This window comes from Kocuria dechangensis (assembly GCF_014636775.1).
GTDB lineage: Bacteria > Actinomycetota > Actinomycetes > Actinomycetales > Micrococcaceae > Kocuria > Kocuria dechangensis.
In genome coordinates, this window is sequence record NZ_BMEQ01000032.1 from 1 (window position 1) to 12,439 (window position 12,439).

General features: G+C 70.6%; 11 protein-coding genes. 7 read left to right on the forward strand and 4 right to left on the reverse strand.

The window, feature by feature from the left end; translation table 11 throughout:
* Together IEW07_RS18145 and IEW07_RS18150 are read left to right on the forward strand one after the other, a co-directional pair.
* On the forward strand, positions 1-917 hold a 917-nt coding region (locus IEW07_RS18145; RefSeq protein WP_188539831.1), incomplete at its 5' end, for an NRAMP family divalent metal transporter.
* A 192-nt stretch (positions 918-1,109) separates the two neighbouring features.
* On the forward strand, positions 1,110-1,823 hold the full coding sequence (locus IEW07_RS18150; RefSeq protein ID WP_188539833.1) for a sulfite exporter TauE/SafE family protein: 714 nt from the start codon (positions 1,110-1,112) through the stop codon (positions 1,821-1,823).
* 143 nt (positions 1,824-1,966) lie between these two features.
* Here IEW07_RS18150 and IEW07_RS18155 read toward each other — a convergent pair whose 3' ends face one another.
* Together IEW07_RS18155 and pdxR are read right to left on the reverse strand one after the other, a co-directional pair.
* Positions 1,967-2,302 (reverse strand): hypothetical protein, encoded by a 336-nt coding sequence (locus tag IEW07_RS18155; protein WP_188539834.1) that lies wholly within the window; start codon positions 2,300-2,302, stop codon positions 1,967-1,969.
* Positions 2,303-2,949: 647 nt separating this feature from the next.
* Positions 2,950-4,374 (reverse strand): MocR-like pyridoxine biosynthesis transcription factor PdxR, encoded by a 1,425-nt coding sequence (gene pdxR / locus IEW07_RS18160; RefSeq protein WP_188539836.1) that lies wholly within the window; start codon positions 4,372-4,374, stop codon positions 2,950-2,952.
* Positions 4,375-4,509: 135 nt separating this feature from the next.
* On the opposite strand from pdxR, the gene IEW07_RS18165 reads away from it, so the two are divergent.
* A complete protein-coding gene (locus IEW07_RS18165; RefSeq protein WP_188539838.1) occupies positions 4,510-5,394 on the forward strand; it encodes a dihydrodipicolinate synthase family protein in 885 nt (294 codons plus the stop codon).
* 82 nt (positions 5,395-5,476) lie between these two features.
* Entirely contained in the window at positions 5,477-6,658 is a 1,182-nt protein-coding gene (locus tag IEW07_RS18170; protein ID WP_229741956.1) for an MFS transporter, read from the forward strand.
* A 232-nt stretch (positions 6,659-6,890) separates the two neighbouring features.
* Here the strand turns inward: IEW07_RS18170 and IEW07_RS18175 are convergent, their stop codons facing one another.
* Together IEW07_RS18175 and IEW07_RS18180 are read right to left on the reverse strand one after the other, a co-directional pair.
* Complete coding sequence (locus IEW07_RS18175) at positions 6,891-7,637, reverse strand: NADPH-dependent F420 reductase (RefSeq protein ID WP_188539840.1); 747 nt, start codon at positions 7,635-7,637, stop codon at positions 6,891-6,893.
* Between the two features lie 53 nt (positions 7,638-7,690).
* Entirely contained in the window at positions 7,691-9,226 is a 1,536-nt protein-coding gene (locus tag IEW07_RS18180; protein WP_188539842.1) for a DHA2 family efflux MFS transporter permease subunit, read from the reverse strand.
* A gap of 203 nt (positions 9,227-9,429) precedes the next feature.
* On the opposite strand from IEW07_RS18180, the gene IEW07_RS18185 reads away from it, so the two are divergent.
* From IEW07_RS18185 to IEW07_RS18195, 3 genes are all read left to right on the forward strand, one after another.
* Positions 9,430-10,032: a TetR/AcrR family transcriptional regulator gene (locus IEW07_RS18185; RefSeq protein WP_188539844.1), complete on the forward strand. Its 603-nt coding sequence runs from the start codon at positions 9,430-9,432 to the stop codon at positions 10,030-10,032.
* 226 nt (positions 10,033-10,258) lie between these two features.
* Entirely contained in the window at positions 10,259-10,975 is a 717-nt protein-coding gene (locus tag IEW07_RS18190) for an NADPH-dependent F420 reductase (RefSeq protein ID WP_188539846.1), read from the forward strand.
* 127 nt (positions 10,976-11,102) lie between these two features.
* A complete protein-coding gene (locus IEW07_RS18195) occupies positions 11,103-12,437 on the forward strand; it encodes an NtaA/DmoA family FMN-dependent monooxygenase (protein ID WP_229741957.1) in 1,335 nt (444 codons plus the stop codon).
* Positions 12,438-12,439 lie beyond the last annotated feature (2 nt).

Here is a 12,439-nt window from a genome sequence, read left to right on the forward strand (position 1 = left end):
TGTTCTCCGTCGGCAACGCCGTGGGCTCCGGGCTGGGGATGTCGATGGTCTTCGGCGGCTCCCCGACGGTGTGGACCCTGGTCTGCACCGCGGTGGTGGCCGGAGTGGTCTGGGCACCGAACTACTACAAGGTCTTCGAGCGCGGCCTGCTGGCGCTCATCGCCCTGATGTCCGTCGGGTTCGCCCTCTCAGCGGTGCTCACAAGGCCCGACTGGGTCGAGGTCGCCGACGGGTTCGTTCCCTCCCTGCCCGCCGAGGCCGGTCTGCTGGTGGTGGCCCTGGTCGGGACCAACTTCTCCATCAACGCCGCCTTCTACACCGGCTACGCCTCGAGGGAGCGCGGACTGCGCCCCGAGCAGTACAGGGCCACCACCCTGGCCGACACCATCCCCGGCATCGTCGCCCCGGGCCTCATGACCATCCTGGTCATCGTGGCCGCCGCCACGGCCCTGCAGGCCACCGGCGGCACCGCCGCCACCCTGGCGGACCTCGGCAAGGTCCTGGAGCCGGTGGCCGGGCCCATCGGCGCGACCGTCTTCGCCCTGGGCTTCACCGGCGCGGCGTTCTCCTCGATGATCGCCAACGCCACCGCCGGCGGCACCCTGCTCTCGGACGCCGTCGGGTGGGGCAACAAGCTGGACCGGCGCCGGGTGAAGGCCATGATCTGCGTGGTGCTGGCCTTCGGGGTGGCAGTCACGCTCATCGCCCAGGGCGCCCCGATCCAGCTCATCATCACCGCCCAGGCCCTGACCGTGATCGTCGCTCCGCTGCTGGGGGTCCTGCTGCTGATCATGGCCACCCGCCGCGAGGTCATGGGGATCCACGTCAACCGCTGGTGGCAGACAGTCCTGGGACTGGCCGGTCTGGCCGCGATCCTGGCCACCTGCTACCGCCTCCTGATCGCGCTGATCGGCTGACCTGCACCTCCAGCCAGCACAAAACGCTGAGGGCGGGAACCACACCAGTGGTTCCCGCCCTCTGCCATCGGCTCCGCACCGCTGGGGACGATCGCCGTACAAGGCTGCGGTGATCCACGGTTCGCCATGATGATCTTGTTCCACCCGGGGTGACCCAGCCAACCGGACCCGAACCGCGAGAAGGGGCACACAATGAGTGGTGTTGAGCTCGTCATCATCGCCGTGGTCATCGTCCTGGCGGCCTGCCTGCAGGGAGCGATCGGCTTCGGACTGGGAATGCTGGCGGCCCCGGCGATCGCTCTGGTCGATCCCTCACTGCTGCCGGGCTCCATCGTGCTGCTCGCCGCCGGCCTCACCGTGCTCGGCGTGCTCCGGGACCGCACAGCCATCGATCTGCCCGGAGCAGGGTGGGCCCTGCTCGGCAGGGTCCCCGGCACGGTGATCGGTGCTGCACTGGTGGCCCTCCTGCCCGCCCGCGGGTTGGCGCTGACGCTGGCCGGCACGGTGCTGCTGGGAGTCCTGCTGAGCATCTGCGGTTGGCGCCCCACGCCACGCCCCGTCGCCGTCGCCGTCGCCGGGGCAGCATCCGGGGCGCTGGGGACCGCCACGGCCATCGGGGGCCCGCCCATGGCGCTGGTGTGGCAGGGCTCCTCCACCGCACAGCTGCGCGGCACCATGAGCGCGTTCTTCCTCGTAGGAGCTCTCATGTCCTTGGTCGGCCTCGCCGCGGTCGGAGCCCTGGATCAACGCATCCTGCACTTCGCCGCGATCCTCACCCCGGCAATGATCCTGGGCTTCGCCCTGTCCGGGCTGGTCAACAAACGCCTGAACCGGCAACGAGTGCGCCGCGTGGCCCTGTCAGCCTCCACACTGGGAGCACTTCTTGTGCTGTGGCAGTCCCTGTAGGCCCCGGAACGTCCACTGCTCCACCCCGAACACCTCGGTCACCGGCAGGGACCTGTGGTGCAAGGCCCCACCAGGCCACGGACGGGCACCGACAACGCCCGGCGCCCGAAGCCGATCAGCGAACGGGGCGTGAGTACGACTTTTCAGCGATTGTTCTCAAGAACCGGGGCGTCGGCGTCGAGCAGGAACAGGTGCCACCCGCCACCGCGGTGATCCAGCCGAGCGGCCATGCTCCGGTCGGCGTTCCTCCACTGCAAGACCTCACCGACGGCCTCCACCTGGTACCCGCACTGATCCGCGATCCACACCGACTCCTCCACAGCCCGGGCGCGGCTGGCCGACCACCGCCCACGGTTGATCTCAGCCAGGGATGCCAGAGCCACTCCGGACACCACGACCAGCAACCCCGACAGCGCCGGCAGGCCAGGAAAGGTGAAGACCAGGGCCGCGCAGATCACCGCGGCGAACATGATCGCCACCGGGTGGTTCCACCACCCCGGGGCAGGGGTGCCCGGAGTGCCCGCCACATCGGCGAAGACCCGGACCGACGTGGAGTCCGTGCGGCTCCGGCCGTAGTTGTTCAAAGACTGCTTCACACTCAACGGAGCTCCTCCGGGCACGGGCCCATAGGGATGACAAACAACAGGGAGAACGGCGACGCTTCTCATGCGGAGCCAGCCGCACCGGCACGGGGAGCGTCCTGGACCCAACAGTTGAGTCGGGGGCGGGGGCGGGGCATCCGCCAGGCACAGCCACACCGACGGCACATGGTTTCTCCTTCAACTTGTTTACCACCACGGTGAAGAGTGGCGCCTCCAGAAGCGCTATCTGATTGGTCACACCCCTACCGAGGTTTCAGGAAGGGACGAACGTACCCAGGCGACAAGACGGCCAGTTCCAGGCTGCGGGGCCTGTCTCCACGGCCTCGCTGAGGCAGTCCCGGATCTCCGCCTTGGGGTGATCGAGCAATTGCCGGTGGTTCATGGCCGGCGGACGCAGGAGCGGCTCGGCCCTCCTGCTTTACATATGGCCGGCTACCGGCCAACAACCCACGAGGCGGGGGTGCAGTAGAGGTTCCTGTAGCGACGTCCGTGGGTCAGGAGGGCTGCCTGATCTGATCCATCGGTCAGGTGCGGTCCTGCCCGCCGGGCGGGACCGTGGTGTCGAGCAGTTGGATGAGGATGTCCAGGGCGCGGGTGAGCTGGAGGTCTGTGGGGGCGCCGTAGCCGATGACGAGCCCGTTTTCGGGCGGGCGGTGGGCGTAGTAGCGGGTGAGGGGAACGACACGGACACCACGGGTCAGCGCCATCGCGGCCAGGTCCTCGGCGTCGACCGGTGCGGGGAGGCGGAGAACGGCGTGGAGACCTCCCTCCAGGGCGTCGAGTTCGAGGCCGGGCCGGTCTGCGAGCCGGTCCAGCAGCAGGGTGCGGCGGTGGGTGTAGGCCCGTCGTGCCCTGGCGGTGTGCCGAGCCAGTCCGCCCTCCTCGATGTAGTGGGCCAGGGCGGACTGCAGGACACCGGACACGGGGGTGTCCAGCCGGGTGCGGGTCTCTTTCAGGAGGTTCCCTGTGGTGCCGCGCACTACGAGGTAGCCGCAGCGCAGCCAGGGGCTCAGGGTCTTCGAGAAGGAGCCGAGCAGCACCACCTCGGCTTGAGAGGGCAGGGACGCGGTGGCCGGCAGTGGCATCCGTCGGTGGCGGAACTCGCTGTCGTAGTCGTCCTCGAGCACCAGGACCCGGTGCTCGGCGGCCCACTCCAGCAGAGCGAGTCTCTCCTGCACCGGCATCCGCCCGCCCAGGGGGTACTGGTGGCTGGGGGTGATCAGCACCGCCTCCGGGACGGGGTCCACGGTGGTGAGCTGGGTGGCGCGCAATCCGTCGGGCCCCACGGGCAGGGTCTCGACCTGGGCGCCGGCGGTGGTGAGGACCCGGCGGGCGGTGGGGTATCCCGGGTCTTCCACCAGCACCCGGGGTGCGGGGGAGTGGGACCGCAAGGCGGTGACGATCAGCTGCAGTGCGTCACTGGTGCCAGCGGTGACGATGACGTCCTCGGGGTCCACGGACAGCCCCCGTGCGGTGGCGAGATGGCCGGCGATGGCGGCCCGCAGCCGGGGAGTTCCCAGCGCCGGCGGCAGGTCGACGTGACCGGGTTCGGCCACGGCTTCCCGCCAGGCGGTGCGCCAGGATCGGTCGGCGAACGGGGTGTCCGAGGGGCGACCCGGGGTGAGGTCGATGACCGGGTGGGACGGTTCCTCACGGGGCCGCGGTGGAGTAGCGCGCGTAGGCGCCCGCACGTCGGCCCGCACGGCCACACGGGTGCCGGCGGCGCCGTGGCCCTCGAGGTAGCCCTCCCCGGTGAGCTGTTCGTAGGCGCGCACGACCACCCCGCGCGAGACGCCCAGCTCGGCGGCGAGCCGGCGGGAGGAGGGCAGATGGTGTGGTGCTCCCACGGTGCCCTCAAGGATCGCCCGGCGCAGTTGGGCGGCCACCTGGGCGGACAGGGGTGTCGGACTGGTCCGGTCCAGGGTGAGGGGCAGCTCGGCGACAGCCATTCTTGGTCCTCTTCTACCGGTCGTTCTTGGATCTAGGTTAGGACCAATCGCCTTGCCAGCATGGGTTCCATCCGATCGATGAGTCCCCGGCACCGGTAGTGGTGCTGCCCGGGGTGAGCGAAAGAGAGAATCCGCATGCTTGAAGGGCTCTGCGCCTTCCCCCTGACCCCGGTGTCCGAGGAAGGTGTCGACGAGGCGGCCCTGACCGGTCTGGTCGCCCGTCTGACCGCGGCGGAGGTGGACTCCATCGGGGTGCTGGGCTCGACCGGGATCTACCCCTACCTGGACCGCACCGAACGCTCCACGGTGCTGGAGGTGGCGGTCGCCGCCGCTGCCGGCACACCGGTGATCGCCGGGATCGGGGCGCTGCGCACCCGCGAGGTGCTGGCCTATGCCCAGGACGCGCAGACGGCGGGTGCGGCCGGGTTGCTGCTGGCCCCGGTCTCCTATCACCGCCTGAGCGAGGAGGAGGTCTACGGGCTCTACCGCGATGTCGCCTCTGCCGTCTCGGTGCCGGTGATCGTCTACGACAACCCCGGCACCACCGGGTTCGCCTTCACCGATGAGCTCTACACCCGCCTGGCGCAGCTGCCGAAGATCACCGGGATCAAGATCCCGCCCCCGGCCGCTGAGGTGGCGCACCGGGTCACCGCGCTCCGCTCGGTCCTGCCCGGCAGCGTCTCCGTGGGCATCAGCGGCGATTGGGTGGCCGCCGAGGCGCTGCTGGCCGGAGCCGACTGCTGGTACTCGGTGATCGGTGGGGTGTTCCCCGCCACCGCTCAGGCCATCGTGGACGCCGCCACCGCCGGCCACCGGGAGCACGCCCAAGCGCTGTCCCAGGCCCTGGAGCCGATCTGGGCGCTGTTCCGGCAGCACGGCAGCCTGCGGGTGGTGGCCGCCATCGCCGAGACCTTCGGGTGGGTGCAGCCCCCGAGCCTGCCCCGCCCGCTGCTCGGACTGTCCGCACAGGGCCGCACCGAGCTCGAGGCGGCCCTGCAGGCCACCGGACTGGCCGAGTGAGACCATGCACCATCCGTCCACCTCCGGACCCGTCCCGCCGTCCCCACCCGAGACTCCCCCCGCCCAGCTCGACGCACCGGCAATGCCTGCTGCCAAGGGCCTGCCTCGCTACGTCGTCGCGGCGACCCTGGCGCGCACCGCCGACGGGGGCGCGGTCCTGGCCATCGTGCTGCTCGTGACCACCAGCGGGGCCCCGGGCTGGCTGGCCGGTCTGCTGGGTGCTGCCATCACCGCCCCGCACCTGCTGGGCCCGTTCATCGCCCGCCGCCTGGACACCGCCAAAGACGGGCGCACCGTCATCGTCGGTGCCTGCCTCCTCCACGGGACCACCCTGGCTGCGGCAGTGCTGCTCTACCCGCTCACCAGCCCGATCGTGCCCGGGCTGCTGCTGATCGCCTCCGGGGTGGTCGGGCCGCTGCTCACCGGGGGCATCAGCAGCCGCCTGCCCGCCATCGCCGGGCCCGGCCGGCTCAATCAGCGCCGGGCCCAAGGCTGGGACGTGGCCACCTACGGCATCGCCGGAACCATCGGCCCCAGCATCGTCGCGGCCGTGTCGGTATCGGCCAGCCCCAGCGTGGCCGGGCTCGTGCTCGCCGCTTCCACCTTCGTGGCCGCAGCCTTCGTGCGGCTGCTGCCCTACGCCCCACCGCCCGCCCACCCGGCCGAGGTCCCCTCACCCGGACGCACCCTGGGCATGATGGCGGCGTCCGGTCCGCTGCGCCGCACCCTCTACTTGACGATGGTCGTCGCGCTGTCCGTGGCCGCGCTGCCCATCGCGGCGGTCGCCTCCACCGACCGGCTGCACATCGACTCCGCCGCCGTCGGGCTGCTCACCGCGGCCTACGGGCTGGGCGGCCTCGCCGGATCAGCCGGGGCGATGGTGCGCCCCTTCACCGCGGACGCGGACCGACTCATGAGCAGGCTGGCGGTGGCCGTGGCCGGCGCCCTGATCGGTACCGTCCTGGCCTCCACCTTCACCCTGGCCCTGGCCACCTACGCGGTGGCCGGGGTCCTCAACTCCTATTTCTTCGCCGCCACCCTGGCCGCCCGCAGCGAGTACGCCCCCCGCCACGCCCGCGGCCAGGTATTCGTGTGGATCGGCGCGCTGAAGATCACCGCCGGCTCCGCCGGCACCACCCTGGCCGGAGCCCTCGTCACCGGCGCCGCACAGCTACCCCTGGCCCTGGCCGCCACCCTCATCGCCGTCGCCGTAGCAGCCTCGAGCATCGACCGTCGCCTCGAGCGCACTCCAGCAACCACCTGAGTATCGAAACCACCCCCGCGGTGGTGCTCCCGCTGGCCGCTGCACCCCTCGCTGACCGTCGCGCACCTATCCGCCGCCCGCGGGCGGTCCTGAGCAGAGACCGATGGAGATGGTCAAGCACGGAACCGTTCACATATGGCCGACTACCGGTCACGACCTACGAGGGTGACGTTGCAGTATGGGCTGGTTTTCACCGTGTTTGCCAGGGAGTGAGTCGAGGCGTTGTGCGGGTTCAGATTAAGAGGGCGCGGTTGAGACGCACGCCGTATTCGGCGTCGGGGTTGGTGGTGGCATCCCCGACCCGTTCCTGAATGGCCGCGACGGCCAAATCGCGTCGCGTCGGCGATCGCCTCGCATCCGCTGCCGCCCACTGCTCCGGCATCTCGTCGAGGGTCAGGTCGGTGCAGTAGCACGGGGCGCCCGGCTGCTGGCGCCACGACTGCGCCAACGGGCCCGCATCGAAGGCGTCAAAGCCGATGTCCTCGACGAAAGCCATGCCCACAGCTCGGTCCTGGTCGTCATCGGCTGCCACGGGGATGGCGATGCGGCCCGTGCCGCCCGCCGGCTTGTCTTTGGCCGCGAAGGAATGGGAGCCGATCGCGTTCCACGCCTTGACCACCGGTCGCCCCAACCGATCGATCACCCACAGGCTCTCGACCTGACCGGCCTCGATGGCCTCAATCCTGCCGTCGCGCTGCGGATAGTAGGTCGAGGTGTCGATGACCACGGTGCCGGATGGCACACCGGCGAGCAGCGGCGCGAGCTGCGGAAGACGGTGCAGGGGAACGGAGAGGATCACGACGTCGACATCGATCACCGCCTCGGACGCCTGGACTGCGCGTCCGCCTGAGGCCAACACCTCGGGCCCGATCGTTTCGGGCCCGCGCGAGTTGGCGACCTTGACGTCGTGTCCGGCTGCGCTCAACCGTTGGGTCAGGGTGGTGCCGATGTGTCCGGTGCCCAAGATACCGATCTTCATGGTCTGTCTCCTTGCTGCAGGTGGATGCCCCGATGGGGGCGAGGGGGTGTGAGTCAGGCCGTTGCTGCCGAGGCGCCGGGTGTGGGTTCTGCGGGAGTGTGCGGGTCGACCGGTCGGGGCCGGCGCACGAACAGGGTGGCGAGGGCGGAGGCGGAGGCGATGACGGCCGCGGCGGTGAAGGCGGCTTGTGCGGCGGCGACGGACTGGGCCAGGTCCAGGGGCCCGGTGCCGTGCGCGGTGGATCCGAGGGTGTAGGCGGAGACGAGGACGGCGGTGCCTGCCGCGCCACCGAGCTGCTGGATGGTGCCGAAGGCTGCGCTGCCGTGGGGGTAGAGGTGGGCGGGCAGCGCCGACAGCGCGGCCGTGGTAAGCGGGCTCCACATCAGTGCTTGTCCGATGATCATGGTGATGTAGGCGATGAGCAGGGTCGAGACGGCCGTGCCGGAGTCGATGCGGCTGAGGAACCACAGGGAGGCGGCCACGATGAGCGCCCCGGGGATCGCCAGGGGCCGGGGGCCGAGGCGGTCGTAGAGGCGCCCGCCGATGGCCGAGACGACGGCGATCGTGATGCCACCGGGCACGAGGAAGAGCCCGATCTGCAAGGTGCCCAACCCGCGGACACTGCTCAGCAGCAAGGGGAAGACGACTCCCGTGCCGAAGGCCGTCATGGTCAGCGCCAGCATCACCAGAAGCGGCACCGTGAAGGACGTCACGGCGAAGATCCGCACGTCCAGGAGCGCGTCGTCGGTGCGCTGGAGTGCCCGTTGCCGCAGGACGAAGCCGGCGACACCGAGGACACCGACGAGGATCGGCAGGTAGGGGGAGACGGGGGTGTGGCCCGAGGTGGACTCCCCGATGGTGGCCAGCCCGTAGACCAGGGCACCGAACCCCGCGGCCGACAGAGCGAGGGAGAGGACGTCGAGGGTGACCGGTTCCGGTGTGGTGATGTTGCGCAGCTTCGCCGCACCCAGCACGAGCCCGGCCAGGGCGACCGGCACCATCAGGATGAACAACCACCGCCAGCTCAGCTGGGATAGGACCAGGCCCGAGACCGCCGGACCCAGCGCCGGCGCGGCGGAGGACACGATCACGACCAGCGCCATCATCCGGCCCTGCCGACTGACCGGGACCAGGCGCATGGTCGTGGCCATCAGCAGCGGCAGGAACACGGCGGTGCCCACGGCCTGGATGATCCGGCCGGTGAACAGGAGCTCGAAGCCGGGGGCGAGGGCGGCGAGCACCGTCCCCAGAGCGAACAGGGACATCGCGGTCAGGAAGACGGTGCGCAGGGGGAACTTGCGCATGACGAAGCCGGTGGCCGGGATCAGGACGGCCAGGGTGAGCAGGTAGCCGGTGGTCAGCCACTGCCCGGTGGTTGCGGTGATCGCCAGCTCCTCGATGAGGGTGGGCAGCGCGACCCCCAGCAGCATCTCGTTCAGCAGCACGATGAACGTCGAGGCCATCAGCAGCCCCAGGACCAGGCCGTCACCGGGGGCCAGCTTCTCGGCCGAACCCGCGACCGGCGGAGCTGTCGGCACATGGGGGCCGGTATCGGGTTGTGGGTCGATCGAGACCTGTGGGGTGGTCATCAGTGGTGCTCTCTTCCTGGTGCGGTGGGTTCAGCCTCGAAGAGGGCCGGTGCAGACCGGGTCCCTGTGGTTGACGGCATGAAAGAGGGGGTGTGTGTCCAAACGGGGGATGTCTCCATGGCAGTAAAATGGAGATGTTCTCCGCTTGCCATGGACGACTATGCGGAGATAGTCTCCACTTTGTCAATGAGAGGAGCGGGACCATGACTGAGGCAGAGACCGGCACGCGTCGGCCGCGCACCGATGCCCGGCGCAACCGCACGCGCATCCTGGAGGTGGCCGAGGAGTTTTTCGCCGAGGCCGGCATCACCGGGTCCCTGGACGCTCTGGCCAAGCGGGCCGGTGTGGGAGCCGGGACCCTCTACCGGCACTTCCCGAACCGGGACGCCCTGCTGGCCGCTCTGCTGCTGGCCCGCAATGAGGAGCTGGAGGTCCGGCGTGAGGCCCTCCGGCAGGAGACCGACTCGGTCGCCGCCCTGGAGCAGTGGCTGGAGGCGCTGGGGGAGTGGGTGACCGCCTTCGACGGGCTTCCCGAGCCCTTGCGCGCGGCACTGTCCCAGGAGTCCTCCCCGCTGGCGATCACCTGCCAGGGCTTCATCACGACCACCGACGAGTTCCTCGCAGCGGCCCAGCGTGCGGGCAGCGCCCGGCCGTGGGTCCGCGGGCGGGACCTGTTCCTGGCGGCCCTGGCCACGGCCTGGGTGCGCGGAGCGGCGATGTCTGATGAGGCCTCGGCCCAGGCGTTGCGGGACATGGTCCGTTCCGGCTGGGCCACACCCCGACCCGGAGACACCCCGGCGACCTGACCGACACTCACGACCACAGAGCCCCGACCCAGGCAGTCAGTCGCAAGCGGTGCGTCTCATGACGAGCCGGCAACGACCGAGGGGACGGTGTTTGCGCACCATCCCTCGGCACTCCGGCCCAGCGTGGGTTACCCATGCCTGGCGGAATTCACCACTGCGGGGCGTGCTGCCCGAGGGGGCGCCGACCCCACCCCCGTCCCACCCATCCCTAGAACGAGGACTTGTCATGCCCACTCTTGGAATCATTGGCAGCGGAAACATCGGCGCGGCCATCGCCCGCCTGGCGACAGCGGCCGGCATCCCGGTCGTCGTCGCCAACTCCCGCGGCCCCGAAACTCTCACCGACCTCGTCGCCGAGCTGGGCCCGCTGGCCACCGCCGGCACCGTCGAACAGGCCGCCGACGCCGGGGAGCTCGTGGTGCTGTCCGTGCCGCTGACCGCGGCAACCGCGATCCCGGCGGGGCTGCTGGAAGGCAAAACCGTGGTCGACACCAGCAACTACTACCCGTTCCGCGACGGGCGCATTCCCGAGCTCGACGCGGAGGAGGTCACCACCAGCGAGCTCGTCCAGCGCCACTTCGCCGGAGCCCGGCTGGTCAAGGCGTTCAGCAACATCCTCGCCCACCACATCCCCGCTCTGGCCCGCCCCTCCGGAGCCCCCGACCGCACCGCCCTGCCGATGGCGGGCAACGACGCCGCGGCCAGGACCCAGGTGGCGGAGCTGATCGACCGGCTCGGCTTCGACCCCGTCGACACCGGCACCCTGGCCGCCAGCTGGCGATTCGAGCCCGAGGCCACCGCCTACACCCGGCTCTACCTGGCCGACCCCGCCACCCCCGCAGAGCAGATGCTCCAGGCCCCGGCCGCTCCCGTCACCGCAGCCACGCTGACCTCCGCACTTGAGGGTGCCGAGCGGGTGCGGGTGGCCGAGCGCACCTTCTGAAGCACCCGCTCCCATCCCTGTACGCAGTGGCGCCTGCCGGACCGGAGTCCATCCGAGGCCGCTCTGGCATCGCCACAACCCCATACCCACCCTTGAAGGCCTGCCGAAGGCCGGAGGAGAAGAGACCGTGACCCATTCGCAGATGATCCTAGGCATGCAGCTCGGCAACGGCTACGGTTCCCAGCCCGCCGCCTGGCGGGCCCCTGGGGTGGACCCGTCCAACTACACCGACTTCGACGCCCAGGTGCGCTACGCCCAGGCCGCCGAACGCGGGAAGTTCGCGTTCCTGTTCCTGCCCGACTTCCTGGCCCTGAGCGGGAACCTGGACCATGAGGCGCCCCAGCTGACCCTGGAACCCATGTTGACGCTGGCGGCGATCGCCCGGGGCACCCAACGTATCGGTCTGGTGGCCACCGGCTCGACGACCTTCAACGAGCCCTACAACCTCGCCCGGCAGTTCAAGGCCCTGGATGTGATGAGCCACGGCCGGGCCGGCTGGAACGCGGTGACCACCAGCGACCCCGCCTCGGCGGCCAACTTCGGCCGGCAGATCGCCGCCCGCCCCCAGCGCTACCAGCGCGCCCACGAGACCATCCAGATCGCCCAGGCCCTGTGGGGCAGCTGGCAGCCCGACGCCTGGCTGAAGGACGCCGCAGCCGGGCGGTTCGCCGACCCGGGGAAGATTCAGCCGATCAACCTGGGCGGGGAGCACGTCGCCTCCCAGGGGCCGTTGCCCATTCCGCCCTCGGAGCAGGGCCAGCCGGTGATCTTCTCCGCCGGCGGCGGGGACTACGGGCTGGAACTGGCCGGGCGCTACGCCAGTGCGGTCATCGGGGCGGTGTTTACCATCGAGGACGCCCGCGCCCAGCGTGAGGCGATCCGCGACGCGGCCCGCCGGGCCGGGCGGAACCCCGAGGAGGTGAAGTTCTTCGCCGGGGTGATGCCGGCCATCGGCCCCACCAAGCGCGCCGCCCTGGACCGCCGCGTCGCTCTGGGTGAGCAGACGTTCCCGGCCCGTGTCCCGTACCTGGGGTCCATGCTCGGGTTGGATCTGGAGGTCGCTCAGCTGGACCGGCCGCTGAGCCCGGCGCAGCTGGCCGCCGTCCGGCCCAGCCCCTTCGATCCCCGCTCCCCGCGGGCCCTGGAGGTCGCCCGGGAAGGGTGGACGATCCGCGAGGTCCTCGCTCACGGGGTCATCGACTACCACCCCACCCCGGTGGGTCCTGCCTCGGTGACCGCTGACCATCTGCAGGAGTGGTTCGAGGCCGGGGCGGCCGACGGCTTCTGGGTCTCCATCGACGTCTACGAGGACGGGATCGACACCTTCGTCGACGAGGTCGTCCCTCTTCTGCAGGAGCGCGGGCTCTTCCACCTGGACTACGAGGGCCCCACCTTGCGCGAAAACCTCGGCGCCCCCGCGCAGTACGGGTTGGACCCCCGGCTCACGGATCCGGCCCGATGACC